The organism is Haloplanus sp. HW8-1, assembly GCF_023703795.1.
Classification (GTDB): Archaea; Halobacteriota; Halobacteria; order Halobacteriales; family Haloferacaceae; genus Haloplanus; species Haloplanus pelagicus.
Genome location: NZ_CP098518.1, coordinates 1,579,382 through 1,605,186 on the forward strand (window position 1 = coordinate 1,579,382; position 25,805 = coordinate 1,605,186).

Here is a 25,805-nt window from a genome sequence, read left to right on the forward strand (position 1 = left end):
GTCGCCGGGGACACGGTGCGCGACGACCGACGAGGATACTTTTATAAAATTAGATGATATTGTTGCGGGGTGCCATGGCTATACAATGGCAACGTGACAAGACGGTTATCGGTGCGCTCGTGGTACTGGTCGTCATGTTAGTCGCGATGCTGGCGGGTGGACCGACGGGACAGATCCTGTTTTCGTACGCCACCATCGCGATCTTCGGCATCTACATCCTCCTTGGCGTGGAGGGGACGGCGAAGCGACACTCGTACAGGCCGTTTCTCGCCGTCGTCGGCGTGGTCGCCCTGATCCTCGGTGTGGGGTTCGCGCTGTTGTGGCACTTCCACTTCGCGAACCCGTCGTACACCGATCCGGTGTACTGGCTCGGATTCCCGCGGGCCACGTCCGTCCTCGTGTACGTCCTCTGGATGCCGCCGGCACTGGTCCTGATGTTCGCGTACCCCTATCTGTTCGAGAAGTACATCTGGAGTGCGGAGGAAGCCGAGGAGTTCCGGCAGATGGACGGCCCCGACGCGACCGAGGGGGGTGAGCCCTGATGGCGGCCGATCCCCTCATCACCGGCATCGTCGTGGTCTACCTGCTGTTGGTACTCGGCATCGGCGTCTGGGGCTACCGGCAGACGGAATCCACCGAGGACTTCCTCATCAGCGGGAAGCGGTTCGGCATCTGGGCGGTCGCGTTCTCCGCGTTCGCGTCGATCATGAGTGGGTTCGGCTTCATCGGCGGGCCGGGGCTGTTCTACAGCGGCGGCTACGCCTTCCTCTGGATCGCCATCGTCGCCCCGCTTGCCTTCCCTATCTCGTGGTTCGTCCTCGGGAAGAAGATGCGTCTGATGGCGGAGGTCGAACGGATCCTGACGATTCCGGACGCGGCAGACGCACGCTACGACAGCGACGCGGTACGCTTTTTCGTCGCCCTCTCGGTCCTGCTCGGCGTCATTTCGTATCTGGCCGTCCAACTCAAGGCGATGGGGTTCGTCCTCGCCGACATCCTCGGGACGAGCGAACTCGTCGCCGTCGTCCTCGCGACGGTCGTCATCGCCGCGTACACGATCGGTGGGGGGATGATCGCCGGCGTGTTCACCGACCTCGTCCAGGGCGGGATCATGGTCGTCGGCAGCATCCTCGTGTTCTTTTTTGCCCTCGATTACGGGGGCGGCTTCCAGCAGATGAGTCGGGAGATCGCGACCAACAACCCCGAGTTCGCCGGTGCGTTCGGCTCCTTCCCCGTGATGCTCGCCCTGAGCTGGTATTTCCTGTTCACGATCGGGAACTCCGGCCAACCCCACATGGCACACAAACTGTACATGATCCGTGACGTCAAACTGCTGAAGTGGGGGGCACCCATCGCAGGGCTCTCGTATTTCCTCTCCTCGCTCATGATGCTCGGCATCGGCATCTCGGTGCGGGCGGGGGTCGAGACCGGCGCCCTCGACTCGCTCTCGAATCCGGACATGGCCGCGCCCTTCTTCCTCTCGAATTTCGTGTCGCCGGTCCTCGCCGGCATCGTCTTCGCCGCCGCCCTCGGGGCGATCATGAGCACCAGCGACGCGTTCATCAACATCGGCGCGGCGAACCTCGCCCGCGACATCCCCGAGAGTCTGGGGATGGAGTACGACTCGGACCGACAGGAACTCTGGGTGAACCGCCTCGGGAGCGCCGCGATCATCGTCCTCTCTCTGTTCCTTGCGTACTTCGTCCAGATCCTCGTCGGGATCCTCGGCGTCGTCGGCTGGGCGCTGTTCGCAGCCCCGATCGTTCCGCTCCTCGGTATCGGCCTCAACTGGAGCGGCGCCACCCGTGAGGGGGCCCTCGCCGCCGTCGTCGTCTCACTGCTGGTCAACCTGGGGCTGGCCGTCGGGAGTTCGCTCTACGGCGTCTCGCTCCCGCACGGCGTCGTCGCCGGAGCGTTCTCCCTCGTCGCGTCGTCGATCACGCTCATCGTCGTGAGCCTACTGACGAACACCTACTCCGGCGAAGACATCGCCGAGGAGATCTACCGGGTCGTCGTCGCCTGACCGTCACGTCGACGACTCGGACGACGACCCCGCGATCCGGTCGTCCGATCAGTCCCGGCGATCCCGAAGCGCCGGAAACTCCTCGCGGACGGCCGCGATCCGGTCGGGATCGACGTCGGCGACGACGAGCGTTGCCTCGTCGCCCGCACTCGCGAGCTTCGTTCCCCAAGGATCGTAGACGGTCGAGCGCCCGAGGAGGGTGGCCTCCTCGAATTCCGCGGCGCCGTTCGCGGCCGCGAGGTAGGTGAGGTTCTCGATCGCGCGCGCGCCCGTGCCAGGGTCCGCCAGTGTTCGACCCGGGGGTACGGCCACGCGCTCGGCACGCAGACGAGCGTCGCACCGCGGTCGGCGAGTCGGCGGTAGAGTTCCGGAAACCGCAGGTCGTAACACGTCGACATCCCGACGGTAAATCCCTCGAAATCGACGGTCGAGAGGGTGTCGCCGGGCGTGAGGAGCCGAGTCTCGGCGGACTGGTAGCCAAAGAGGTGGTGTTTGCGGTAGACGCCCCGGCGCCCCCCGCCGCGGTCGTAGAAGACGCAGGTGTTGGCGAGACCCTCGGCCGCGGGCACGTCGGCGCCGGCCGCGGCGCTCTCGGCCAGGTCCTCGACGTGGCTGCCGGCCAAGAGACCGATGCCGTGGTCGGCCGCCACGTCGGCGAGACGCCCGAAGGTCGGGCCGTCGAGACCCTCCGCGGCGCGGGCGTAGCTGTCGAACGCGAAGTAGCCGACGGTGAACAGTTCCGGGAGGACGACGAGGTCGGCGCCGCGAGCGGCGGCGTCGGCGACGGCCCGTTCCGCCCGATCGAGGTTGGCGTCCACGTCGCCCGCCGTCGCGTCGAGTTGGGCGAGGGCGAGTCTCATGCGGGCAGTTCCAGATCCCGTCTGAGCGCCGCTTCGAGGTTGTCGAGTTCGGCGTCGAGGCGTTTCTTGAAGAAGCGTTCGACGCCCGGGAGGCGGCCGTCGACGATGAACTCGTTGTGGAGGCGGGTGCCCGTCTCCGCGTCCTCGACCCGGTGTTCGCCGGTGACTCGCATGACGCTCGATCGGCCGACGAACTTCACGTATCTGGGTTCCTCACGCTCGACGTCCTCGGTTTCGACCGTGGCCGTACGGTCGATCAGCGGCAGGTCGAGATCGATCTCCCAGGTGGCGCAGTTGCCGTCGACCTCGTAATCCCGGACGACGCTGATCGCACCGGCTCGCTTGCCGGGATCGGCGATGAAGTCCCAGACCCGTTCGGCCGGTGCATCGAACTCGAATGTCCGACGAACACGGACAGTCATGAATCGAGGTCCCCTCGTACGCTAAAAAATCCGTGGGTCACCCTTGTGTGACACGCCACGTCGTCGACCTGGCGCGGCCCCACTTTTCGATTTCGACGTCCTCGGACTTCTCGGCCAGTCGTGGGAGCCGAGAACCGACCTGTTTGGCCGTCAGCCCGATCGCGTCGGCGATGTTTTTCGCGCGGAAGTAGCGTTCACCCCGAGAGACACTGTCGTGGAGGTACGCGAGGATCCGCCGCTCCTCTTCGGTCAGAGAGGTCATCGTTCACTCCGAGTAGGGGATTCAGCGTCTTAACTCTTTCAAGCCCGTGCGAGCCCGCCGGACCCGTTGGCGTCAGGCGTACGCCTGGGTCGCCACGACCGCCAGCAGGCCCGCGACGACGGCGAGGGCGAAGCCGCCCGCCTTGGTCAACTGCCCGGGCGCCGCGAGCATCGCCAGCGCGCCGACGAGCGCGAAGATGGAAAACAGCACGCCGAACCCGACTCCTCTGTCCGTCACGGCGGCGTCGTGTGCCATACTCCACCCTCCGTCGGGGTGCACTTAGCTCATTCGACTCCGGCAGGGTCCCGGTGGGGGCACGGACAATATAAGACGACGGGGGGCCGTACGGACCGTATGGACTTCAGCCTCTCCGCCGAACAGTCCCAGATGCGTGAGATGGTGGCCGACTTCGTCGACGAGGAGATCGTCCCTGCGGCGGCCGACATCGACGAGACCGACGAGTTCCCGGCCGACCTCGTCGACGACATGGCCGATCTCGGGCTCATGGGAATGCCCTTCGACGAGGAGTACGGCGGCGCAGGGCTCGATTACCACGCCTACGCCGCCTGTCTCGCGGAGATCAGCCGTGGGAGCGGCGGGCTCGGTACCGTCGTCGCCGCCCACACCAGCCTCGCCGGCGGGATGCTCGATGCCTTCGCCGCTCCCGACCAGAAAGAGCGGTTCCTGACGCCGCTGAACGAGGGAACCGACATCGGCGCCTTCGCCCTCTCGGAGGCGGGCGCCGGGAGCGACGTGTCCGCGATGGAGACGACCGCCGTCCGCGATGGCGACGAGTACGTCGTCGACGGTGAGAAACTCTGGATCTCCAACGGCTCCGTCGCCGACACGGTGATCCTCTTCGCGAAGACCGATCCCGACGCGGGCCGGAAGGGCATCTCCGCGTTCGTCGTTCGGCCGGACGAGGATCCGGGGTTCCACATCGAGGGTACCGAGCACAAACTCGGGGACAAGGGCTGTCCGACGGCGGAACTCCGCTTCGACGACCTCCGGGTCCCCGCCGATCGGCGACTCGGCGAGGAAGGAGACGGGTTCGTCCAGGCGCTCAAGACCCTCAACGCGGGACGGATCACCATCGCCGCCCGCGGCGTCGGCATCGCGCGGGCCGCCCTCGAGGAGGCCGTCGCGTACGCGAACGAACGCGAGCAGTTCGGTCGGCCCATCGGCGACTTCCAAGCGATCGGCCACAAACTCGCGGACATGGACACGAAGGTGCAGGCCGCGCGGCTGTTGATGCACCGGGCGGCAGACCGAAAGATGCGCGGCGAGCGGTTCGTCAAGGCGGCCGCTCAGGCCAAACTCTACGCCAGCGAGGTGAGCCGGGAGGTGGCCAACGAGGCGATTCAAGTCCACGGTGGCTACGGCTACACCAAAGACTTCCCCGTCGAACGGTTCTACCGCGACGCCAAACTCAACGAGATCTACGAGGGTACCAGCGAGGTACTCCGCAACACCATCGCCGACGAACTGCGCTAGTCGACCGGAAGGTTCGACAGGCAGGACGCCAAGTGGGTAGTATGGCCGACACCGACGACGTCGTCGCCAACTACTACGAACGGGGTGGCGAGCGTGTCCTGACGTTCAGACGTGACGGACGGACGGCCGCCATCGCCCAGAACAGCGAAGGGTACGCGATGGTGCGGGTGCGCCGCGACCCGGAAGGCGAGGAACTGGAGAAATATTACGGGTTCGACATGGCCCTCGATCACGCGGCCGAACTCCTCGACGTGCACGCCGGGAACCTGCCCGTCCCGGACGAGGCGACCGACATGGGGATGTAGGCGGGGCTATCCCGTCCAGTAGAACCGCGGCCCGAGCGAGAGATAGGCGAGGGAGAGAAAGAGGAGCGCGAACGCGAACACCTCGCCCGGCCGTCCCTGGAGGAGGATGGCAAGCGCCTGGACGATGCCCATCACGAGGGCGTCCTGTGGGTGGAGATCGGGGTACGTGATCCGGGTCACCATGAGCGCCGCGAGCAGGCCGGAGAGCGCGACCAACAGGAGGGGACCGACGAAGCCTGCGAGGATGCCGGCCGAGAGGATGGTCGCCGCGAGCGTCGAGGGGGCGCCTCTGGTCTCCGAGGCGTCGCTGTCGTAGGCGGTGTAGAGTCCGAGGCGGGTGACGGCCATCGCGACGTAGACGGCCGGGAGAAGGATCCCGAGGACATAGAGGAACGGCCGGTCGGCGAGCGTCCAGGCGTCGGCCGCCCGCGACGCGATCAGCATGGCGGGGGCGACGCCGAAGGAGGCGACGTCGGCGAGGGAATCGAGGTACGGCCCGGCGGGCGTCCCCCCACGCTTGCGGGCGACGACGCCGTCGAGCCCATCCGCTACGGCCGCCAGGAGGACGATCCGGGCGGCGAGCGGGGCGTCCCGCGTCGCGACGAACGCGGCCAGAAAGCCGAGCATCGCGTTACCGACGGTCACGGCGTCGGCGAGCCCCAGGCGCCCGACGAACCGCGGTTGCATAGCCCCAACCTCTGGGACCGAGGATTTACGTCTTTATATCGGCCGTTTCGACCGTCGAACCAGTCCACATTTATTCGTTGCTCCCCGAGGGCGGCGTATGCGCAGACGCCGGCTGCTCGCGGCGCTCGGGACGGGACTCGCCGTCGGGACCGCCGGGTGTACCGCCGGCGGCACCGTCGACGGTGTCGACGGCGACGTCGGCATGACCGCCCAGGCGTTCGAACCGACGACGATCACGGTTGCGACGGGCGAGGAGGTCGTCTGGTACAACAACAGCGCCCGCGCCCACTCCGTCACCGCCTACGACGACGGTATCCCCTCGGCGGGCGAGTTCTTCGCCACCGGCGGATACGAGTCCACGGCGGCGGCCCGCGAGGCGTGGGACGGAATGAGCGGCGCCATCACCAGCGGGGAGACCTTCAGCCACACATTCGACGTCCCCGGCCGGTACAACTACTTCTGTATCCCCCACGAGCGGGCGGGGATGGTCGGCCAGGTCGTCGTCGAGGGGTGATCACGCGGCGGGGGTCGGGGACGGGGCCCTCACCGGCCGCTACCCGGATCAGCCGAACGCCCGACACACTACGCTAGTCAGTCTGGACGGTCCGGCGTCAGTCGCACGCAGTCCGTCGAAAAAGTCGGGCGTCGGGACTCAGTCCTCGTCGACGGCGATGTCGTCCTCGTCGACGTCGACGGCCGCCTCCTCCTCGGCGGCGACCTCTTCGGGTCGCGCTTCGAGGGTGAGTTTCTGAACCTCGACCCGCCGAAGCGGGTAGATGGTCTTCGCCTCGCCGTAGATGGCCGAGGAGAGGCGCCCCTCGACACAGCTCTCGACGAAGGACTCGAAGCCGCGCTCGGCGGCCGCTTCCTCGACGAGGTCGATCATGACCCGCCGGATGGCCTGCTCTTGGCTGCGGTCGGCCTTCTTCGTCGTGAACGCGACGGGCTGGACGCGGACGCGGTAGTCGTCCGTCGTCAGGACCGTCACGGTCGCGTCGACCTTCGAGGCGCCGCGACGCACGAGGCTCCGCAGGTAGTCCCGCGTGAGTTCGTGTTTGACGAACTCCGTGTAGGCGGAGTCCGATCCCACGTCCGTGATCTTGAACGTGAGTTTGGTGTTGTTCGCCCCGGCGTCGTCGGTGAGGTCGCCGAGGGTCGTCTCGATGGTTCGTCCGATGATCTTCTCCGGTTCGTCGGCAACCGTCTGGCCGAGTTCCGCCCGGTCGTACTGCTCCGGGGCGAAGACCGTATACCAGCGCTTGCCGCGTTTCTGCTTGGATACTGAGCGTTCACTCATGGTTGTGTCTGTGTTCGCGTGCCGTTCGTGCGACGGTCTCCGCGACCGTCAGGTTCACCACGTAGTCGTCCACGGTCGACTGCAGTCCGCCCACAGTCTCGCGTTCGACGGTCGTGCGGACGACGTCGTCCGCCACGTCGGTCGCCATCGACGGCGTGTTGTCCGGCCGGAGCGCGGCCGCCACCGTCGACGCGTCGTCGTGTGTCGTCTCTACGCAGGCGCGTCTTTCGCTCATAGCGCCTCCCTGAACGCCGTGATCAACCGCGATACCTCCACTGTGTCGTCGAACGTCGCCGTCGCCCGCCGGGGACCACCCCTGCTTTGCCCGTCCGCGTCGACCGACCGACGCGCCTCGGCCATCGTCCGGCCGAGAGCCACGCCGCTCGTGCTCGCCGCCGCGGCTGCGTCGTCCGCGACCACCAACACGACGGGCTCCGGGGACCGAAAGTCCCGACAGAGCCTCGCGATCGTGCCGAGCCGCCCCGGGTCCTCGTCCGCGACGCGTGCGACGAAGACGCCGTCGTACCGACCCGTCGTCGCGTCCGCGAGCGCGGTGTGAGTCCCGGTCGCGTGGGCCCGCCAGGCGTCGAGGACGGCCGACCGTCGCTCCGCGCCGTCGCGGATGGCGAGGGCGACGCCCGCCCCCGGTTGCTCCCGGGCCGCTGCGTCGAGGACGTCGCCGAACCCCTCGACGGTCGCGAACCGGCCGTCGGGGATCGCGTGCGGACGGAGTGCCCGCTCGACCGCCTCGGCGGCCCGCGACGACGACGACGTCGAGGCCTCGATTGCCAGCCACGACGCGAGTCGCCGGTGGCCTTCGTCGCTCGGCTCGACCGACACGCCGAGAGCCGCGAGCGTCTCCTCGGCCAGTTCGGGATCACCCGACTGCGGCGCATGCACCAGCGTCGAGTGGGCGAGACCCTCGGCCAGGTCGGCCGTTGGGATGGCCACGCCCGGTCGCCGGTCGATCGTCCTCCGGCGTGCCGCTGCCTCCAGCAGCGACGCCGCGTCGCCGACGGGACGATCCGCAGCGGCCACGCCGGCCAGCGCGAGCACCGGATCGGGGTCGACGCCGAGTTCGCGTGCCGTCTCGGCGGCCGCGGCGCTCGCCGGCCGCCGGTGGCCGGCCAGCGCGAGGTCGCCGCCCGTCACGCCGAGGCCGACGACGAGGTCGTCGCCGTCGCCGGGCAGCGGATCGGGGACCGGATCGACGCGGATCTGGAAGGGGGTGGATCGTTCCCTGAGCGCCCGCGCGAGGACGCCACTGGCGGCCAGCGAGTCACCGTTCGCGGCCGAGACGACCCCGACGAACGGGGCCTCGCGGAGCGCGGCGGCGAGTTCGCCGGCGTCGGCGTCCTCGACGGTTTCGGGCGCGGTGGACATCTACTCCTCCAGCAGGTCGACGGCGACGTCGTAGCTGTAGGTGAACTCCGCGTCGAGTTCGTCGCCCCGGTAGTAGTCCACCAGCCGGCGAATCTTCGACTCCGTGTTCTGGAGCGCGCGCTTGTTCTGGTGGTCCTGCGGGTTTTCTGCCATGTGCTCGCGCAGACCGATCGCCCGCTCCATCAGGTTCCGCAGATCCTCCGGTAGGTCCGGGGCGGCGTCGTGGGCCTCGAGGATCTCCGTGATCTTCTGTCCCGTCGCTAGCTTCACGTCGGGGATCGGCGTGCCCTTCACGCCCTCGTCACGCAGTTTCATCCCGATGACGCTCGGGTCGTGACCCTGCTCGGCGAGTTCGACCACGCGTGCTTCGATCTCCGATTCGTCTACGTCGCTCCACTCCGGGGGTTCGTCTGCCACCGGCTTGTCCGAACCGGACGAGCCTCGGCGGCGGGTGTGCATTCGTGCCATAGATCGATTGGAACCGCACAGACCGCAGAAGCGAATCCGCGACCGACGGCTGTCGGCCGCGCACTACCGCAATCCCAAGCCCGAAGGCGAGTCGGATTTGCGGTCGTGCTGTTCCCGTCGAGACCAACGCGCTCCACCACTAAACCGTTTCGAATCCGACACGCGGCGGCGAGCCGTGGCGCGTGTGAGACGATGCCGAGGTGGCCCACGTTACCTCCTCGGCGCGTTCGGCGAGGATGGTCACGACGAAGTCGATCGCCCCTGGTCGCCGAGACCACGGTGGGATCAACGGGAGCGGCCGACGACGAGTCGAGAGCCGATTCGAAGCCCTTATTACTCGTACCGCGGTACGGATCGGTGCGTCGCGGGCTCGTAGATCAGGGGTAGATCACTCCCTTGGCATGGGAGAGGCCCCGGGTTCAAATCCCGGCGAGTCCACTCACTTCTTCGCTCACTCCGTTCGCTCAGTCGTTCGTTCCCTCCCCGTAGTCCCCCTCGCCCCCTGTGGTCGTCGCCGGCGCTCCGCGCCGGCTGCCCGGGGGATCTCCGATCCCTCGCTGCTCGCGGGACTCCCGGCGAGTCCATAGATTTCTCAGGATTCGTTGAATTCAGACGGAACCATCGCCGGTCGCCACTTGCGGAACCACGAGTAGGGCCATGCGATACTGATTACCGGCAAACATTTGAGATCGGATTTGCTACTTGCTCGGTAGTCGACACGGCGTCGGCTCCTGATTAGGTTGATACTATTCTACATTGCACCGTTTTTCTCCCACTCCTCGGAGTTGACGACAGTTTGATACGGTTTGGGAAAGGGCTGGTTTCCATGAACGCGCCGCCCGATGGCATTTCGGTCGGAACCCGCCTCACAAAAGAAGACATTGAAGAGGCGTTTGAGACAGGGTTCGGATACCGAATCTCCGGCATCAATCCGCGGCGGGACAATCAAGATAGACGCTACGTATTGGTATTCGCAAACGAGGACGGACCCTACGACGACTCCGTAACGCAGGGCCGGTTCGAGTACGTCGGAGAGGGACTGACCGGCGACCAGAGCGAAACGTCGCCCGATAATTCCACCCTCATCGACGCCATCGGCGGAGGCATCCCCGTCCATTTCTTCTACCGATCCGAGAGCGACGGCAGGTGGGAGTATCGGAGGTTAGTTGACGTGTTGGACTACGATTTTGTGGAGCGGGACGGTCGGGATGTTCTTGTGTTCGGCTCTGATGGGATGAAAGCCTGCTAAGTCCCCAGCGTGCGTGAAGAGGTACTGGGGTGGTCAAAGGCCGATGATTCAACAGCGTCAGAGAACGCGTGGCTCTGATTGGCCTACCTGCCAAGGACGCACTATCATGGGAGGCCGCCCGGATGCTAGCGGCATCCGGGCGGCGAGCCCGAATAGGTGTGGCTCCCTTCACGCACTTCCCACTCCAGAGGAACCATGTACTACCTCGGAATCGACCTTCATAAAGATGAGTCGCACGTCGCTGTTTTGGACGACGATGCCGAGGTCGTCGAAGAGATTCGCGTCAAAAACGCGAATCTCGACGACGTTGCCGAAGAATACGCTGGAGCCAAAGCGGCGCTCGAAGCAACCAGCAACTACTACACGGTCTACGACACCCTCGACGAACACCTCGACGTGGTTGTCGCAGATCCCACACAAACCAAGGCGATCGGCTATGCTGAGGTGAAAAACGACCGGCTCGACGCGAAGTTGCTCGCGCAACTTCGCCGAGCCGGCATGATCGCTGAGAGTTACGTTCCGTCCGAAGAGCTCCGGGAGCGCCGCGCACTTGTGCGCGGCCGGAAGCGATTGGTCGAAAAGCGCACGGACTTCAAAAACGAAGTCCACGCCCTGCTCGACAAACACGGGATCACCTACGACTGGGATCCGTTCAGCGTGAACGGGCGAGAAATCCTCGCCGGCGAGGATTTCTCGCTCGGTGTGGTCGGCGATCAGCTGATGGAGTCGTTCCTCTCGATCATCGACGAGTTAACCAGTCAAATCGAGGAACTCGAAACGTTGATCGAGGAAACCGCTGCGTCTCTCGAGGAGACGCAGCTGTTGATGACGATTCCGGGCGTGAGTTTCTACTCGTCGCTGCTGATCACCTCGGAGATCGGTGAGATCGACCGATTCGACGAGGCGAAGCAGGTGGTGAGTTACGCGGGATTGGATCCGGTCGTCCGCGAGTCAGGCGACTCGCGGACGGAAGGATCAATCTCGAAGCGCGGAAGTGGAGACTTACGCTGGATCCTCGTTCAGTGTGTTCAAACGGCGGTTCACCGGTGTAACGATCCGTATCTTGGACGGTTTTACGCTCGGTTGAAACAGCGGAAGAACCACCAGATAGCGATTGTCGCAACGGCGCGAAAACTGCTCGTGTCGATCTTCCATATGCTGGAGCGTGAGGAGGTGTACGATCCACCAGAGGTGAGTGCCTGAGGGCCGCCGAGCCGGCGGCCCTCATCGGGCGGTCGCAGCGGGTGTGAGCCACAGCTAACGCGTTCACGTTCTGACCGCCTGCCGGCTGGTTCCTGAGCCATCACCGTTCCTGCTTGTAATTTTCTCTCGTGACCAAGCTCGGCATCGATCCCGGCGAAAAATATAGTATCGCAGACGTGGTTTGTTGAGCTAGCAGGCTTTCATAGGTGTTGAAATCCTATTGGTTCGACACCTTTTCCACTGAAACAGCTGTTAGGTAGGACTGCGTACTGATTTCACATATTCATCAGCTAAGAATATCTTGAAGCGGGGATTTTATGCTTTTTCACTCGTGGGATATCCAATACAATGAAACGTCGGGCAATACTCGGACTTTTCGGTTCCGCTTTTTCGGGAATAGTCGCTGGATGTAGTTCTAACAACGAGCCGAGCGGATCGTCGGATAACACCCCGACACAAACCACTATTTCTACGCCTACAAATAGCCCAACGGCCACACCGACACCGACTGCCACACCGACACCGACTGCCACACCGACACCGACTGCCACACCGACTGCCACACCCACACCAAGTACTGAGTTAGAAGAGGACTCACTAGTAGAGTACCGAGCCGGGGATGAGGACTTCGAAAGCGCGAGTCGATCAGGGGAGACCGCCAGTCGATTGTACGGCGAAGAGGGGTATAAGGAAGCGGAAGAAGAGTTCAGCCACACGGTTGAGAGGGCAGAGGCAGCAATTGACCATTTCAATCAAGCAGCGGATCTCGCATCAGAAACAAACCACTCAGAAGCATACAACTTGGCGGATGAGGCAGCGACATACGTTACCGAATACTGGGTGAGATGGGCCGAAAAAGGGATTGAGGCAGCGCAGGCGGCACAGGATGAACGCTTTGATGATGCCGAAGAACATGCAGCAGAAGCGGCGTCGATTTCAGATGCCTCTGAAGATGCTGCGGTCGAGATAACTGCGATTGATGAGTACAGAGAAGCACTCGGTCTTTGAACTATATTGAACGTTCAGAGCGCCTTGTCGATGTTATGAGTGAGACAGCCGACAACGAGTTCACGAAACTGCTTCCACCAACGTCGTGAGCGGACGAATGCGCCATATTTCCGTTTAATACGAGAGTTCACCGTCTCGTTCTGACTCCGTTGCCCGTAGATGTCGGCGTCCAGCCGAGCGTTCCACGCCTTGTGGAGCGGCGAAAATTCTCGATGTTTGATGACCGGACGAATACCATCTTCACGAGCTAACGTGCGAATCTTCTGGTCGTCGTATCCCTTGTCACCGAGGAGAATCGCTACTTCATCGGTATTCCGCTGGATGAGCGACGGCGCGATCTGTGAGTCGTGCTTTCTGGTCGTAGTCACGTGTAAGTCGATGATTGCGTTCACTCTCGTGTCCACGAGAAGTGTAACTTTCAACTGTTGAATCGTCAGCTTCGTTCGTTTCGTGTAGTGTTTCGAGGCGTGACTGCGGTCGAATCCAGAGGCGTCAATCCCGACGACACCGTTGGTCGGGAGAAGCGTGACTGAGAGATTGAGAAGAACCCGCCAAACAGCCATACCAAGGCGGTTAAACGCCTTACACAATGTCGAAGGAGACGGGAGTTCCTCAAGATCGATGGCTTTCCGAATGCGGGGCATCTCGATGAGTTCGTCGAGAAGCGTCCGGTACGTCGTATTCTTCCGCACTTTGAGACAGAGCAGAACGATGTGCTGGTGGAGTGTGTACCGGCGTTTAGAGAACTTCGAGGAGTATCGAGTGACAGCTCGCCGAGCCAAGTGCATCGCTTGCTCAACAAACCGGAGTAACCGCGACTTCGGGAGGGCATCCATTCGGTCAGACTACTAGACGAACCTGTAAGTCTCTGAGGATTTCAACAGAGCCTTGTGTTCGCAATGGAACATCGGGACATCGGGATGACACGCGGTGCCGAAGACTGGCTTGATGCCGTAAGAAAGGAACTTGCACAGTATCAGGAACAGAACGATGAACGAGTCGTCCATCTCGGAGAGATCTACGACTTCTCGGAGCAACGACTGGTATCGAAGTTTCCGGAAAACGACCATGTGAGGGCAAAGATCAGGCAAATGCTTCAGCGACTGCGTGATAGGGGGGAAGTCGATTTTCTGGACGAAGATGGGACCTACCGAATCAACGACTTGGACCTCAACGACGAAATCGACCGGGAGAGTTCGGAAGCCGATGAGTCACGTACACCGGACCCCGATTCGGAACCGCAACTGACCGAAGATGAAGAACGTTTTACGGAAACTCTCCGTCGGGCACGCGATTCCGATTTCATCGAGGCTGTCAGAGAAGCGTACAATCGGACCTGCGTAGTCTGTGGCAGTAGCCGAGAGACTCCCGACGGACAGCCCGAAGTCGAAGCCGCCCACATCTATCCGAAATCAGAGGGCGGTGCGGACGACGTTCGTAACGGCGTCGCTCTGTGCCGACTCCACCATTGGGCGTTCGACACCGGCTGGCTCGCGTTTACTGACGACCACGAGGTTCTGGTGAAGGATGTACCCGAACGCGAAGGGTACTACGAGTTCAAGCAGTTAGAAGGGAACTCGCTGGTGCTTCCCGAGGAGGGTGGCGTGGAACCCCACCCGACGTATCTACAAGAACACCGCGAACTGCACGGGTTTTGACCGCCGCTACATGTTGTCCAAGAACTCCCGCTGTAATCCTCGCTTGTCCTCCTCGGTCTGCGCGTTGTAGTGTTCCCGAAGCACCTCCGGCGACATGTCCAGTCGGTCACTCGCCATCTCCTCCGGCATCCCGTCGTTCAAGTCCCGAGTCGCGGAACCGCGCCGAAGCGCGTGCGGCGAGTGTGACGACGGACACTTCGAGGCAGTATTGTATTCACCGACTTCCTCGCACTCATCGAGGTCGCGGTCGCGCGGGCACTCGTTCGTGTAGTAGCACGGTCGCGTCACGGCGTACACGTTCCGCTGAATCGTAGACCGCGCCGGGCGACCCTGCTCCGTCGTCAGAAGCGGCTCACGTCCATACTCGTCGGTCACGTCGTGCCGAGTCCGGTCGATGTAGTCCACCAACAGGTCGCGCAGGTCGTCACGAATCGGCGGCTTGCGCTCGGAGCGCCACTTGTTCTTGAGCGGGGTCCTCGCGTCGGGCCGATGGACAAATTCGATGAAGGGGCCATCAGGACCGTCCTCGTGGAAGTCTCCAAGGTCAAGCGCCCGGACGCCGCCGATGCGACAGCCGAGGTTCCACAGCAGGTGGAATAGGACGTGCCGGAGCGAGCCGTACTCGTAGGTGCCGAGGTAGTCGAGGATACGCTCGGCGCGCTGTTCGGAGAGCGAGACGTCCCGTGATCGCTCGTGGCGACCCGCCTTCGGGATAGAGAGACTGGAGGTCACGCCGTCAGCGACGCCGTTGATGTTCTCGCAGAACCGCAGCAAGATACGGAAGGTACGCATCTCGTGTTCGAGCGTCGTCGGCGCGACCCCATCGGGGCGGTACGTTTGTAGGCGTGGGCCCTCCGGCGCGTCACCTCGTTCATGTCCTCCACGCCCTCCTCGGGGCACCACTCCAGAAAGCGGTTGAGTCTGCACTTGTGTTCGTAGAGCGTGGTGTGGCTCGGGCTTTCGGTCGTCGGGGGACATCTGTACTGCTTCGGTCGGGTCGATTGAGTCGAGACATCGACCTGTGGCGCGGACGGGACGCAGTCGGGTGTTCCCGTGACGGCGACTTTCAATACGTGACAATCGGGGATACCACTATTTTCGTCTGCGGAGACGTCCGAAACGAGGACACGTAGTTCCAACCGGTAGAACGCCCAGGTGGGTGTAGAGTGGGCGGCAGGGGAACGTGAGTCCGCGCGGCACGTTCCCACGGTGGAGTTCGTCGGCCGCGTGGGAGGCTCTGGGTTCGAACCCCAGCGTGTCCAGATCTACGGCCCCGACCGTACGCGGTTCGGCGCGGACGACCTCCGACTCTCCTACCCCGATCCCGTCGACCACGGTGGACCCCAACGGCTCGTCGCCCGGGCCGTCGGTCCCTATCGGCCCTCGGTCGTGTGCTCCGCGGCCCCTGCCTCGTACACGACCTGAACGGTCGCCCGGACGGTGACGGGGCCGGATTCGAGATCCGAGGGTGGGGCGCCGGTGGCGGCGGGCGTCTCGGTCATGTATGCGCCCTCCTCCGCGGGACGGGGGTCGCCGACGCTCGACGTCCGGATCACGGTCACGCCCGTGACGGTGAGGTTGGCGTCGTCGGCGAGCGTCTCGGCTTTGGCCCGGGCGTCGGCCATCGCGGCGCTCCGGGCCCGCCGTTCGAGTTCGCGCCGGCGCTCGGTCGAGAGCGTGAACGTCACGTCGTCGACCTCGGTGGCGCCGTTGGCGACGGCCGTGTCGACGACGTCGCCCACGCGGTCCGGGTCGGACACGGTGATCTCGAAGTCGTGGGAGGCCCGGTACTGGATGCGGGGGTCGTCACCCTCCTCGCGCGGCCGACGGCGATCCTGATAGATGTCGTACCGCTGGGTGACGATCCGATCTTCGCCGACGCCGATCTCCCGGAGGGCGCCCCGCATTCGCGAGGTGTTCTCGGCGAGACGGCGACGAGCGGTCGCCGCGTCCTCACCCCTCGCGACGACGGACACTCTGACGACCGCTTGGTTCGGTTCCGCATCGGCGCTCCCGCTACCGGCGACGTGAATGGTACTGTCCGAGGCCGGCGTACCCGTCGCGTCGGTCGCCGTCGAGGGTGACGACGAACCGGCCGAACAGCCGGCGACCACGAGTAGGACTGCGAGTCCCGCCGCGACCAGTGCGTGTCGTTGCATGACGGACTCTCCTCGATCGTGTGGTCACAAAGTAGTCCGCAAAACACAAACGGTCGTTTGACGTTCGGCCGCCGGCAGCGGCCACGGGACGGACGGCTCGGAATAAGAGAGGCACGCCGTCGGGGAGTGGTCCGACGGGCGGTCGGGCCGCCACCGCGTTCCAAGACAGCAACGGCGGAACGACGTCGAAAGTGAGTGAAGTTCCGTCAGCCGGGGGCGAACCGATGGCTGAGACCGCGCTGCTCGAAATCGGAGTGCCGGTCGCGGTCCTCGCGGTCGTCGGCGTGCCGCCGCCCGGGCGGACCGCTCGCCCTTCGTATTTCGTCCTGCGGGTGGTCGGTGTGACGGTCCTGCTGGCGGGGGCGGCGCTAGCCGTCGGCGTCGGCGAGGCGGTCGCCGCGTTCTTCGTCGGCATGGCGTTCAGCGCGACGGCCTACGCTCACGACCAAGCACGCTCTCCTCGATCCGGGACGTCTCCGCAGTCGTCTTTTCGTTTTGGATCGGCCTCGTCACCGACCTCTTCGAGATCGTAACGGCGCTCGACTGGATCGCCGTCGTCGTCGCGGAGACGGTGTCGAGGAAACTCTGCGGTGGCTTCCACTGGGGTCGGGTGTGCGGCCTCGGCGACCGTCGATCGCTCCGTGTCGGACTACCCACGCGCGGAGTTCTCGCCGATCATCACCGCGGCGGCGCTCGCGGACGCCGGGAGCGCTCCCCCGGCGGTGACCTAACATCAACGCGACGGCAGTCGGGCAGGTCCTCGTCGTGAGCGCGCCCGGGGCGACACTGAGGGGTGCGTCCGGTCGGCCCGAACGCCTTCTCCCGTGGGTCGCGAACTGAGCCGCGAGGCGTCCCGACCGACGACGGAGTCATCCCCAGAGGGGTCGGAACGTCGGCAAGGGTGTACGAGTCGGAGATGCCCGGCGTCGCCCACACGTGCGAACTCGCCGGGGGAGAAAGCGTGGGAGTGGTGGTCCACCACGACGGGCGCTGTGAACTCTTCTGTCGGAAAGGTCCCGGCGCGGACGGCGAGCGGAGACTCGATCAGAAGGGCCAACTGACCCGTGTGGAACCACGGTCTGAGTGAGGCGTGACCGACGGCGGCTTTTTGACAATGCCGGCCGTATCGCTGACCATGCCACAGACACACACGCTCGTCGGCTACGAGGACGTCGATCCGGTCGGTGGCGGCCTGCATCTCCTGCGTGACGCGCTCGACTGTACGAACCTCGGCGTATCGGTACTGGACGTCGAGTCCGGGTGGAGCGGCAAAGCACACGATCACGCCGACGACGGTCAGGAGGAAGTGTACGTCCTCGTCGAGGGGGCGGCGACGGCGACCGTCGACGGCGAGACGGTGTCAATGTCGGCGGGCGACGCGCTGCGTGTCGGCCCCGACGCGACTCGACGGATCGACGCCGAGGCGGACTCGGTGTTCGTGATCGCGGGTGCGCCCTAGAGGCGCGCGTCGAGGTCGACGAGCGACGTCTCGTCGTCGACGTCGGCGTCGACGAGGTGTCGCCTACTGACCGAGCGGGGGCGCTTCGCCCGTCGCCGGCCCAGCCACCGCCAGCCGAGGTTTCGAAGTTTCCGACGCTGTGCGCGGTCCAGTCGGGATCGGTGGGTGTCGCTCGTATCGCTCATGGCTCGGTCACCCGGATCGGCTCGTCGTCGGTCGATCCGGGCGGAACGTCGGTCACTCCGACCCCGACCGACTTCAATCTGTGGGTATCTGTCACACGGGCTCGGTGTTCGGCCGCCGGTCTGAGCGATACGGTAGACCATCCACAAAAACAGTTATAGACTGTCGCCGGGACCGTCACGACATGCAGAAACCGCTCTTGGTGACCGACTTCCTCGACAGGGCCCGTAACTACTACGGCGACCACGAGGCGGTAGTGGCGACGACCGGAGAACGGTACACGTACGACGAACTCGGCGAGCGCGCGGATCGGTTCTCGGCCGCCCTCCAGGCCCGCGGAATCGAGAAGGGCGACCGGGTGGCGGTGCTCGATCCGAACACGCACTACCACCTCGAAGCGGCCTACGGGATCATGCAACTGGGCGCGATTCACACCCCGCTCAACTACCGTCTGACGCCCGACGACTTCGAGTACATCCTCGACGACGCGGGGGTCGACGCCATCTACGCCGATCACGAGTACGCGGAGAAGATAGCGGCCATCAGGGACGACGTCCCGACGGAGACGTTCGTTACGAACGACCCCGAGGCCGTCGACGGCGACTGGGAGGGGTTCGACGCTGTCGTCTCGGCGGCCGGAACCGCCTACGACCGCCCCGAGATGGACGAAACCGAGGTGATCACCATCAACTACACCTCGGGAACCACGGGCGATCCGAAAGGCGTGATGCGAAGCCACCGGTGTGAGACCCTCCACGCTTACCTCACGACGATCCACCAGGGGATCGCGGACGACGACGTCTATCTCTGGACGCTCCCGATGTTCCACGTCAACGGCTGGGGACATATCTTCGCGATCACGGGCATGGGCGCGAAGCACGTCTGCACCCGCGGGATCGACGCCGAGTGGATCCTCGAGACGATCGCCGCGGAGGACGTCTCCTATCTCTGTGGTGCCCCGACGGTGTTGAACATGCTGAGCGACTACTACCACGACAACGACGTCCCCACGAGCGGCGACAACGACGTCCGCATCGCAACGGCGGGATCGGCGCCGCCGGAGGCCACCATCCGCACCGTCGAAGACGAGTTCGGCTGGTATCTCAAACACGTCTACGGCGCCACCGAGACCGGGCCGCTGGTCACCACCTCCGACGCCCGTCGCCTGTTCGACGACGCGAGCGGCGACCGTTTCGCGGTCAAGAAGCGACAGGGGCTCGGCTTCCTGGGGACGGAGATTCGGGTCGTCGACGAGGACGGCGAGGACGTTCCCCCGGACGACGAGACGATCGGGGAAGTGGTCGTCCGTGGCAACCAGGTGATGGAGGGCTACTGGGAGAACCCCGAGGCCACCGAGGAGGCGTTCAGCGACCGGATCGACGGCTACTACCACATGGGCGATCTGGCGACGGTCGACGAGAACGGCATGATCGCCATTCAGGACCGCAAGAAAGATATCATCGTCTCGGGCGGGGAGAACATCTCCAGCATCGAACTGGAGGACACGCTGTTCGAGCATCCGCAGGTGTCGGACGTCGCGGTGATCCCCGCCCCGAGCGAGAAGTGGGGTGAGGAGCCGAAGGCGTTCGTCGTCCCGGAGGGTGGCGACCCCAACGCACCCGGAGTCACCGCGGCGGAACTGATCGCGTTCACCCGCGACAACCTCGCGGGCTTCAAGACCGTCGGGCAGGTCGAGTTCGTCGCCGGTCTCCCCACCACCGCCACGGGCAAGGTCCAGAAGTACGAACTCCGGTCCGAGGAGTGGGAGGACGAGGATCGGATGATCGGCGAAGGGTGAAAACACGGACTCGATCGGATCCGTCGTACGAGCCGATCGCTATGCCAGCCAGAACCGCGGACGCGACGTGAGAAGGCGACCTGCGGACGGGTGGCGGGACCGTCGGCCTCGGTAGCGGCGCGTACCAGGGCCCGTACGCGTTCGGCGCCCGCTACGAGGACGCCGACGGAACGGATCCCGAGGAACTCGTCGGCGCGGCCGAGGCGGGCTGTTTCGCCATGGCGCTGGCGAACGCCCTCGCCGAGGACGGCTTCACGCCCGAGAGCATCCACACCACGGTGAGTGTCGACCCCGACGCTAGGCCACACCGTCGACGGGATCGGACCGGCGGTCGACCCGAACCGAGCGGTCAGTCGCTCCCCGTCCTCTCCTCGTCCTCGACGACCGTCGACGTCCCGGCGTAGAGGTCGGCCTTCTCGACGTAGTGGTCCGCCGCTTCCTGCCACGACGAGTCGGGAATCTCCTTGATTACCTCGGCGGGTGTCCCCGCGACCAGCGTCTCGGGGGGAACGTCGGTCCCCTCGGTGACGACGCTTCCGGCGGCGACGATAGCCCTCTCCCCGACCGTCGCATCGTCGAGGACGATCGCACCCATCCCGACCAGTGCCCGCTCTTCGACCGTCGCCGCGTGGACGATGGCGGTGTGGCCGACGGTGGCGTGCCGGCCGACGACCGCGTCCTCGTGACAGACGGCGTTGTCCTGTACGTTCGCCCCCTCGCGAATCACGATCGGCTGGTCGCCACGGAGCGTGGCGTTCGGCCAGACGGAGGCGTCGGGTTCGAGAGTCACGTCGCCGATCACGACCGCCGCATCGTCGACGTACGCGTCCTCGTGGATCGTCGGTTCGACGCCATCGACTGCTCTCAGTACCATGCGGACGCCTCGGACCGGGGGCGGATAAAATCCCCCCGACCGCGAACCGTCGGCGCCGACGGCAATCCCTTTCACCTCCGCCCCCCGAAGCCTCGACATGAGCGACACCATCGAGGTGGTGTGGGGCCACGGCGACGCCGGCACGCCGCTGAGCGCGTTCGACGCCGCGCTGGCCGGCGCGGGCATCCACAACTACAACCTCGTCACCTACTCCTCCGTCATCCCGCCCGGGCGAGCGGTCGCCCGCACCGGCCGGACCGAGGCCGCGTACGGCGTCGGGGCGCCGGTCGGGGTGGTGCTCGCGGCCGCCGAGACGACGCGGCCGAGCGACACCGTCGCCGCCGGCCTCGGGTGGGCCCGCGCCGAAGAGGGCGGCGTCCTCATGGAGAGCACCGCGGGATCGGCGGAGGCGGTACGGGCCGACCTCCGGGAGAAACTCGCCGACGCCCGCCGACTCCGGGACTGGAACTGGGAGGAGGAACGGCGACTGGAGGTGCGCGAACACACTGTCGACCGGACGGGAGCGGTGGTCGTCGCCGCGGTGTACGGGCCGCTGGCGTACGCCGAGGACGACGCGGCCCCCGTCCGCTGACCGGGCGATCACTCCAGTCGCTCGGCGTACTCGTAGTCCACCGCCGTTGCCTCCGGGCGCTCCCCGTCGAGTGCGATCCGCCAGCCGTCGATCGCTCCGGGATCGTCCAGCGCCGCGCGGAGGCGTCCTCGCACCTCCTCGACGTCGATCCCGTAGTAGTCGCCAGGCACCCCGTGGAGGTACTGGAGCGCCGTCTCGAACAGGCTCCGCATTCCGTCGTCGTTCTCGAAGTCGACGTGTTTGTACGCGCCGGCCGCGACCTGGACCATCCCGTGGAGGAAGGCGCTTTCGGTGGAGCCGGAACCGTAGTTGTACCACTCGTCCTCGAAGATTGTTTGGATAAGTGTAATTAGTCCCTAGCTATAAGAGAGCAGAGTGACTCTCTTGGAGAGAGGCGTGCCACCATGGCGAAATCAATGCGGGAGCGATACGAAACCGCCCGAAAGCGAATCGAGAATGACGAGGACGTGAGCGACGAGGAGAGGCAGCTAATACTCGAATTTGTAGATGCGAACGACTCCCGTCGGAACACCTACCAAATGCCCGATGGAAAGGTCAAGGAAGACGGGACGCTCGCTCGCTACGCACGGGCGCTCTGCCGCGTGGCACGGGACTTGGAACCGGCGCTGACCGAAGCTACTGCCTACGACATCAACTCCCTGATGGACGCCTATCTCAACGGTAATGTTGCTGGCGTCAAGGACGATGGATTAGAAAGTAGCACTGTGCGGAACTTTCAGGGCCCTACTCGCCGCTTCTACCTCTACCACGATGAGTTAGGAGTTGACCGGGAGGAGATTCACTTTGCTGAACAAGACGAGTCTTCCGTCGACGAGCGGGATATGTTCTCCAAGGAGGATGTGCAGGCCCTCCGCGAAGAAGCCAAACGCCGCGGTTCTCGGGACATCTGTCTCGTCGATCTACTCCTCTACACCGGTCAACGACGGAGCGCGATTTTAAATCTCAGGCTCAAGGACGTGAAACCGGAAGATGGGATCTTCTATCTCAACGACGACGATGGTGACCTCAAGGGTGCGAAAGGCAAACGACCCCTCTTAGGTGCCAATAAGACCGTTCGTGACTGGGTTCGACAACATCCGACCGGCGATCCGGACGATTATCTCATCACGCACAAACACGATCAGAGCAATCGCGACGGCGTGGAGCCGGGAGACAAGCTAGATCCGAGTACCTTGTATCGACAGCTCCAGCGAATCGGGGACGCAGCCGGTGTGGACAAGCCAGTGAACGCTCACAACTTCCGCCACTACTTCGTGACGGTGTGTAAGCGGGACTATGGCATGGACAACGACAACATAAAGCACCTGATCGGACACGAACCCGACAGCAAGGTGATGGAACGCACCTATGCTCACCTCACTGATGAGGATCACATTGAGGCCGCCGAGGTGGCTCGAGGACTCCGCGATCCCGACAAGGACAGTCCGCTCACGCCGCCGGTGTGTGATCGTTGCGGGGAACCACTAGAGGGCGATTGGAAGTCCTGCCCCTATTGTGGGTTGGTGTACTCACCGGACGCCAAAGAGGTGGAGGACAAGGTCAGCACCGATGTAAAAGAGTCCTACAGGCAAACAGATCCCGACGATACGGAGACGCAAGCGAAGATAGACAAGCTGGATGAACTGTTGGATGATCCCGACGTGAAAGCTGCACTTTTGGACAAATTGGCCGACAAATGAATATCTAAGCGTCACTCCGGACGAGGTAAACAGGTAGAGTAGCTCATTCTCCAGAATCCGTTTCTGTTATCCAATCTCTATTCAGTACGACTGTCAACACCGGTCACTACTGAGAATCTCACCGATGTTCTCCAAGCAGAATTAGCGAATCGGTTATTCCCAAACTTCCTCGTACTGCCCGACCTCCAGGAAGTACTCCTCGTCGTCAACGATAGGACGTGGCACCATCCCCCCGTCGAACTCTCGTAGGTGCCCGAGGTGAACAGGAAGATAACCGTCAGCGGGATCGTCCGTCGAACTGGTGGCGACCAGTCGACGATTGACGAGGCGAAGCGTACTGGCGTCACCGCGAGCTTCGGCGTCTTGTTTCCAAGCGGCGACGGCGTTTTCGATCTCGGATCGTTTGTCGGGCATCACGTCGTCGTATGGAACGTTCACCCAGACGTGACCGTGTTCCGTGACGTACAGTCGGCCCGGATTCGGCCGATAGTCACCGTATGCGGCTATCAGTTCCGCGAGGTCTTCACGTCGATCTCGTACCCGAACACTTCGAAATCGTAGGCCGAGAAACTCTCGGGGTTGCACTTGCGGATCGCCCCCTCGTTCTCCCACTCCCACATCTCCACTGGGAGATACTCCCGACAGAACTGTTCGAACGCGAGTTCACCGAGGTTACCCCGGCGTTTGGTGGGCACGTCGTCAGCATCCTGTTTCACGACTTGGTGGTGTGCGCGCTTGCGGTCGACATCGTCGGGCGTATAGAGGTACACTAATTCGACATCTGAAACTCGAGTGATGAATTTATCGGCCACCTCCCATCGTCGACTTTTTCGATAGTATACGTTCACGAACAGCGAGAAGTGAACTCCGAACGGGGAAACACGATTGTAGCTTCGGTTGAATATTTCCCCTATGAATATTCTCGTGATCTCGGGCTGCTCCGGCGACAAGCAGTTCGACGAGGCGCCGATCGGTTGCGAGGAGCTCGACTCAACCAGTCGAGACGACTTACTGGAAACGTATCCCGACTACGTTGCCCCTGCAGCCGAAATGTACACCGGGGACGAACACGAACGTGTCCGGCAAGCGGTAGCGAATCTGCGATCTTACGCGAACGTAACGTGGCGAATCGTTTCGGCCGGATACGGGGTGGTGGCTGAAAACGAGCGGATCGTCGCGTACGATTGCACACTCAGCGACATCAACGCTGTCCGTGATCGTGCGAAACGGATGGGCCACGATCCTTCAGCACTCACGATCGACGAGACGCGACAGGCCGTTGGTCGGGAATTGAACCTCTCGGCGGATTTGAAGGGGGAATTGGCTGAAGGCTACGATCTCGTATTCGTCACGCTCAGTGAGCCGTACCTCGTGGCGACCGGTGAGGCGTTCACCGAGTTGCTGGAAAGGGCGGTTGTGTTCGTGTTCGCGTCGAAGGGAGCCAAACCGTACGTCGGTGACGGGTACTGGGTACCCGCGACGGAGGAGGTAAGGGCTTCGCTCGGGACGACATGGTTCGAGCTTCGCGGGGAATTGCTCTGGACATTCTCGGAGAGCGTGGATGAAACGGCGTTAGCACAGCTCGCGGCGACGCCCGAGTCTGTGGAAGAGTTCGTCTCACCGATCAGCGTTCACGAAAGCGAGTGAGTCTAGTTGCTGTGGCGCACTTGACGGGGATGATGGGCGACGACCGTGTGACTCTCAGCAGTTGATCGAACGTGTGCTGTGGAGAGAGCTATGCACCACGGCTGTTGACCTGTGCTCCGTTCGCGGGATCGCCAACTGCTCTCGCCGCAGCGATTGGAATGTCGGGCGCACAGGGAATTCATACTCGGTGGAGTGGGATGAGGTGGGCGTATAGGAGTGCTAGCGATCGGAGTGCCGGTTAGCTGCGTTTCATAATCGGGATCTACGACCGCAAGAACAGCGGTGTTACGGAAATTGAGTATCAGATGTCCCGTGACTGCGACGATCGGGGTTCGATCCCGTGTCGCGTAAGTGACCCGCTCGCCGTCGCTATCGGCCAATCTGCGACTGTTCTCAACGAAGCGATCGGTCAGGCTTCCGTTGAGTGAAGCTAATCACCAGACGGAGACCAATTATGAACACGACGCTCGCTCTGAGAGTGGGCGGTGTCGCATCGTCCCCTACGCTCGTCGGTACTCACGACCCGTGTGCCAGCCGAATTCGACGGTTGTGAATCCGGCTGATTACAGCGGTTCAAGGAGAAAGCCCACGGCTTCAGCCGTGGGATGAATCCGACAACAGCCGAAACAACTACCACGGTTCGTATCGTCGGTTGTGCTACCGAGTCTCGGGTAAGGATATGCACGCCAGCGCGGCGGTAGATGAAGCCCGCTATCCGAGTCGGGGGCCGGACTGGCACGGCCCACAACCCCACCGAACGACGCGAGTGGGGAACCTCTCCGTCGTGGGCACGGTCTGTGACCGTGGAACCCCACGACTTCAGTCGTGGGAGGATGTCAGGTCAGCTGCCCGACCTAGTTCTGGTGTTAGCGGGTAGACTGGTGCTTCTTGCGGATACTACGGACGAGTATGATACCATGTGAGCAGCTCTAACCTTGATGAAAACGGCGCTTCACCCCGTTTTAATGCCTGAATCCGATTATGAAGACAGACTCATTCGAACCAATCGAAACGTGACGAAACTAAGATACTGAACACAGTCTGGGAATAGAGTTCCAAGAGAACAGCTATACT

General features: G+C 63.7%; 32 protein-coding genes, 2 tRNA genes and 3 pseudogenes. 20 read left to right on the forward strand and 17 right to left on the reverse strand.

Translation table 11 applies throughout. The features are described 5' to 3' along the window. Window positions 1–74: 74 nt before the first annotated feature. Both NBT82_RS08325 and NBT82_RS08330 read left to right on the forward strand, forming a co-directional pair. On the forward strand, window positions 75–542 hold the full coding sequence (locus tag NBT82_RS08325) for a hypothetical protein (protein ID WP_251331077.1): 468 nt from the start codon (window positions 75–77) through the stop codon (window positions 540–542). Next, window positions 542–2,023, forward strand: a complete 1,482-nt coding sequence (locus NBT82_RS08330) for a sodium:solute symporter family transporter (protein WP_251331078.1) — start codon at window positions 542–544, stop codon at window positions 2,021–2,023. The genes NBT82_RS08325 and NBT82_RS08330 overlap by 1 nt, the downstream gene beginning before the upstream one ends. A 48-nt stretch (window positions 2,024–2,071) precedes the next feature. Here the strand turns inward: NBT82_RS08330 and NBT82_RS08335 are convergent. The 4 genes and pseudogenes from NBT82_RS08335 to NBT82_RS08350 all read right to left on the reverse strand — a co-directional run bounded on the left by NBT82_RS08335 (window position 2,072) and on the right by NBT82_RS08350 (window position 3,822). Then, window positions 2,072–2,883, reverse strand: a pseudogene (locus tag NBT82_RS08335) (nitrilase-related carbon-nitrogen hydrolase). After that, the gene (locus tag NBT82_RS08340; protein ID WP_251331079.1) at window positions 2,880–3,305 is read right to left on the reverse strand and encodes an SRPBCC family protein; all 426 of its coding nucleotides are present in this window, start codon (window positions 3,303–3,305) and stop codon (window positions 2,880–2,882) included. Before NBT82_RS08340 ends, NBT82_RS08335 begins: the two are co-directional and overlap by 4 nt. 37 nt (window positions 3,306–3,342) lie before the next feature. Beyond that, window positions 3,343–3,567, reverse strand: a complete 225-nt coding sequence (locus NBT82_RS08345; RefSeq protein WP_114586681.1) for a DUF7123 family protein — start codon at window positions 3,565–3,567, stop codon at window positions 3,343–3,345. Window positions 3,568–3,639: 72 nt separating this feature from the next. Then, complete coding sequence (locus NBT82_RS08350) at window positions 3,640–3,822, reverse strand: DUF7525 family protein (RefSeq protein ID WP_251331080.1); 183 nt, start codon at window positions 3,820–3,822, stop codon at window positions 3,640–3,642. Window positions 3,823–3,921: 99 nt separating this feature from the next. Between NBT82_RS08350 and NBT82_RS08355 the strand changes: the two genes are divergently transcribed. Together NBT82_RS08355 and NBT82_RS08360 are read left to right on the forward strand one after the other, a co-directional pair. Then, window positions 3,922–5,061 (forward strand): acyl-CoA dehydrogenase, encoded by a 1,140-nt coding sequence (locus NBT82_RS08355; protein WP_251331081.1) that lies wholly within the window; start codon window positions 3,922–3,924, stop codon window positions 5,059–5,061. A 41-nt stretch (window positions 5,062–5,102) separates the two neighbouring features. Beyond that, window positions 5,103–5,366, forward strand: a complete 264-nt coding sequence (locus NBT82_RS08360) for a DUF7111 family protein (RefSeq protein ID WP_251331082.1) — start codon at window positions 5,103–5,105, stop codon at window positions 5,364–5,366. Between the two features lie 6 nt (window positions 5,367–5,372). Here NBT82_RS08360 and NBT82_RS08365 read toward each other — a convergent pair whose 3' ends face one another. Beyond that, on the reverse strand, window positions 5,373–6,053 hold the full coding sequence (locus NBT82_RS08365) for a protein sorting system archaetidylserine synthase (protein ID WP_251331083.1): 681 nt from the start codon (window positions 6,051–6,053) through the stop codon (window positions 5,373–5,375). 97 nt (window positions 6,054–6,150) lie between these two features. Here NBT82_RS08365 and NBT82_RS08370 point away from each other — a divergent pair, with 97 nt between their 5' ends. Further along, entirely contained in the window at window positions 6,151–6,567 is a 417-nt protein-coding gene (locus NBT82_RS08370; protein WP_251331084.1) for a cupredoxin domain-containing protein, read from the forward strand. A 138-nt stretch (window positions 6,568–6,705) separates the two neighbouring features. On the opposite strand, the gene NBT82_RS08375 is transcribed toward NBT82_RS08370, so the two are convergent. The 4 genes from NBT82_RS08375 to NBT82_RS08390 are packed head-to-tail and all read right to left on the reverse strand — an operon-like array spanning window position 6,706 to window position 9,201. Further along, window positions 6,706–7,350 carry a 30S ribosomal protein S3ae gene (locus NBT82_RS08375; RefSeq protein WP_251331085.1) on the reverse strand — a complete coding sequence of 215 codons (645 nt, stop codon included), beginning with the start codon at window positions 7,348–7,350 and terminating at the stop codon, window positions 6,706–6,708. Then, the gene (locus NBT82_RS08380) at window positions 7,343–7,585 is read right to left on the reverse strand and encodes a KEOPS complex subunit Pcc1 (protein WP_251331086.1); all 243 of its coding nucleotides are present in this window, start codon (window positions 7,583–7,585) and stop codon (window positions 7,343–7,345) included. Before NBT82_RS08380 ends, NBT82_RS08375 begins: the two co-directional genes overlap by 8 nt. Further along, window positions 7,582–8,733, reverse strand: a complete 1,152-nt coding sequence (locus NBT82_RS08385) for an exonuclease RecJ (RefSeq protein WP_251331087.1) — start codon at window positions 8,731–8,733, stop codon at window positions 7,582–7,584. The genes NBT82_RS08380 and NBT82_RS08385 overlap by 4 nt, the downstream gene beginning before the upstream one ends. Continuing rightward, entirely contained in the window at window positions 8,734–9,201 is a 468-nt protein-coding gene (locus NBT82_RS08390) for a 30S ribosomal protein S15 (RefSeq protein WP_251331088.1), read from the reverse strand. Between the two features lie 366 nt (window positions 9,202–9,567). Here NBT82_RS08390 and NBT82_RS08395 point away from each other — a divergent pair. From NBT82_RS08395 to NBT82_RS08410, 4 genes are all read left to right on the forward strand, one after another. After that, window positions 9,568–9,639 (forward strand) — tRNA-Ala (locus NBT82_RS08395). 388 nt (window positions 9,640–10,027) lie between these two features. Then, a complete protein-coding gene (locus NBT82_RS08400) occupies window positions 10,028–10,450 on the forward strand; it encodes an SRA domain-containing endonuclease (RefSeq protein WP_251331089.1) in 423 nt (140 codons plus the stop codon). Between the two features lie 195 nt (window positions 10,451–10,645). Then, window positions 10,646–11,653, forward strand: coding sequence for an IS110 family RNA-guided transposase (locus tag NBT82_RS08405; protein WP_251331090.1), 1,008 nt, complete (start codon window positions 10,646–10,648; stop codon window positions 11,651–11,653). Window positions 11,654–12,319: 666 nt separating this feature from the next. Beyond that, window positions 12,320–12,661 (forward strand): hypothetical protein, encoded by a 342-nt coding sequence (locus NBT82_RS08410; RefSeq protein WP_251331091.1) that lies wholly within the window; start codon window positions 12,320–12,322, stop codon window positions 12,659–12,661. A 14-nt stretch (window positions 12,662–12,675) separates the two neighbouring features. Here the strand turns inward: NBT82_RS08410 and NBT82_RS08415 are convergent, their stop codons facing one another. Further along, window positions 12,676–13,497 (reverse strand): IS5 family transposase, encoded by an 822-nt coding sequence (locus tag NBT82_RS08415; RefSeq protein WP_251331092.1) that lies wholly within the window; start codon window positions 13,495–13,497, stop codon window positions 12,676–12,678. Between the two features lie 63 nt (window positions 13,498–13,560). Between NBT82_RS08415 and NBT82_RS08420 the strand changes: the two genes are divergently transcribed. Further along, window positions 13,561–14,319: an HNH endonuclease gene (locus NBT82_RS08420; protein WP_251331264.1), complete on the forward strand. Its 759-nt coding sequence runs from the start codon at window positions 13,561–13,563 to the stop codon at window positions 14,317–14,319. A gap of 6 nt (window positions 14,320–14,325) precedes the next feature. On the opposite strand, the gene NBT82_RS08425 is transcribed toward NBT82_RS08420, so the two are convergent. Then, window positions 14,326–15,111: a site-specific integrase gene (locus NBT82_RS08425; RefSeq protein ID WP_251331093.1), complete on the reverse strand. Its 786-nt coding sequence runs from the start codon at window positions 15,109–15,111 to the stop codon at window positions 14,326–14,328. A 331-nt stretch (window positions 15,112–15,442) separates the two neighbouring features. Between NBT82_RS08425 and NBT82_RS08430 the strand changes: the two genes are divergently transcribed. Continuing rightward, window positions 15,443–15,581, forward strand: a tRNA-OTHER gene (locus tag NBT82_RS08430). 111 nt (window positions 15,582–15,692) lie between these two features. On the opposite strand, the gene NBT82_RS08435 is transcribed toward NBT82_RS08430, so the two are convergent. Next, the gene (locus NBT82_RS08435) at window positions 15,693–16,478 is read right to left on the reverse strand and encodes an SIMPL domain-containing protein (RefSeq protein WP_251331094.1); all 786 of its coding nucleotides are present in this window, start codon (window positions 16,476–16,478) and stop codon (window positions 15,693–15,695) included. 224 nt (window positions 16,479–16,702) lie between these two features. Between NBT82_RS08435 and NBT82_RS08440 the strand changes: the two genes are divergently transcribed. From NBT82_RS08440 to NBT82_RS08450, 4 genes are all read left to right on the forward strand, one after another. Next, entirely contained in the window at window positions 16,703–17,011 is a 309-nt protein-coding gene (locus NBT82_RS08440; RefSeq protein WP_251331095.1) for a hypothetical protein, read from the forward strand. Between the two features lie 57 nt (window positions 17,012–17,068). Next, on the forward strand, window positions 17,069–17,209 hold the full coding sequence (locus NBT82_RS08445; protein ID WP_251331096.1) for a hypothetical protein: 141 nt from the start codon (window positions 17,069–17,071) through the stop codon (window positions 17,207–17,209). Window positions 17,210–17,379: 170 nt separating this feature from the next. Beyond that, entirely contained in the window at window positions 17,380–17,565 is a 186-nt protein-coding gene (locus tag NBT82_RS20420) for a cation:proton antiporter regulatory subunit (RefSeq protein WP_486617153.1), read from the forward strand. Between the two features lie 48 nt (window positions 17,566–17,613). Then, window positions 17,614–17,937, forward strand: coding sequence for a cupin domain-containing protein (locus tag NBT82_RS08450; protein WP_251331097.1), 324 nt, complete (start codon window positions 17,614–17,616; stop codon window positions 17,935–17,937). On the opposite strand, the gene NBT82_RS08455 is transcribed toward NBT82_RS08450, so the two are convergent. Beyond that, window positions 17,934–18,122 (reverse strand): hypothetical protein, encoded by a 189-nt coding sequence (locus NBT82_RS08455; RefSeq protein ID WP_251331098.1) that lies wholly within the window; start codon window positions 18,120–18,122, stop codon window positions 17,934–17,936. The two genes, NBT82_RS08450 and NBT82_RS08455, sit on opposite strands and share 4 nt — an antisense overlap. 182 nt (window positions 18,123–18,304) lie before the next feature. On the opposite strand from NBT82_RS08455, the gene NBT82_RS08460 reads away from it, so the two are divergent. Then, window positions 18,305–19,918 (forward strand): long-chain-fatty-acid--CoA ligase, encoded by a 1,614-nt coding sequence (locus tag NBT82_RS08460; RefSeq protein ID WP_251331099.1) that lies wholly within the window; start codon window positions 18,305–18,307, stop codon window positions 19,916–19,918. 80 nt (window positions 19,919–19,998) lie between these two features. Then, window positions 19,999–20,322 carry an OsmC family protein gene (locus NBT82_RS20020; protein WP_256476692.1) on the forward strand — a complete coding sequence of 108 codons (324 nt, stop codon included), beginning with the start codon at window positions 19,999–20,001 and terminating at the stop codon, window positions 20,320–20,322. Here the strand turns inward: NBT82_RS20020 and NBT82_RS08470 are convergent. After that, the gene (locus NBT82_RS08470; protein WP_251331101.1) at window positions 20,268–20,792 is read right to left on the reverse strand and encodes a gamma carbonic anhydrase family protein; all 525 of its coding nucleotides are present in this window, start codon (window positions 20,790–20,792) and stop codon (window positions 20,268–20,270) included. The two genes, NBT82_RS20020 and NBT82_RS08470, sit on opposite strands and share 55 nt — an antisense overlap. Window positions 20,793–20,889: 97 nt before the next feature. On the opposite strand from NBT82_RS08470, the gene NBT82_RS08475 reads away from it, so the two are divergent. Next, window positions 20,890–21,384 (forward strand): pyruvoyl-dependent arginine decarboxylase, encoded by a 495-nt coding sequence (locus tag NBT82_RS08475; protein ID WP_251331102.1) that lies wholly within the window; start codon window positions 20,890–20,892, stop codon window positions 21,382–21,384. Between the two features lie 8 nt (window positions 21,385–21,392). Here NBT82_RS08475 and NBT82_RS08480 read toward each other — a convergent pair. Next, window positions 21,393–21,713: pseudogene (locus tag NBT82_RS08480) on the reverse strand (DUF309 domain-containing protein); the annotation flags it as partial. A gap of 138 nt (window positions 21,714–21,851) precedes the next feature. Between NBT82_RS08480 and NBT82_RS08485 the strand changes: the two are divergent. Next, complete coding sequence (locus NBT82_RS08485; protein WP_251331103.1) at window positions 21,852–23,084, forward strand: tyrosine-type recombinase/integrase; 1,233 nt, start codon at window positions 21,852–21,854, stop codon at window positions 23,082–23,084. A gap of 153 nt (window positions 23,085–23,237) precedes the next feature. Here NBT82_RS08485 and NBT82_RS08490 read toward each other — a convergent pair whose 3' ends face one another. Together NBT82_RS08490 and NBT82_RS08495 are read right to left on the reverse strand one after the other, a co-directional pair. Next, on the reverse strand, window positions 23,238–23,498 hold the full coding sequence (locus tag NBT82_RS08490) for a hypothetical protein (protein ID WP_251331381.1): 261 nt from the start codon (window positions 23,496–23,498) through the stop codon (window positions 23,238–23,240). A 95-nt stretch (window positions 23,499–23,593) separates the two neighbouring features. Next, window positions 23,594–23,854: pseudogene (locus tag NBT82_RS08495) on the reverse strand (DUF7961 domain-containing protein); the annotation flags it as partial. A gap of 142 nt (window positions 23,855–23,996) precedes the next feature. Between NBT82_RS08495 and NBT82_RS08500 the strand changes: the two are divergent. Then, complete coding sequence (locus tag NBT82_RS08500; RefSeq protein WP_251331104.1) at window positions 23,997–24,731, forward strand: DUF6884 domain-containing protein; 735 nt, start codon at window positions 23,997–23,999, stop codon at window positions 24,729–24,731. The last annotated feature ends 1,074 nt before the right edge of the window (window positions 24,732–25,805 follow it).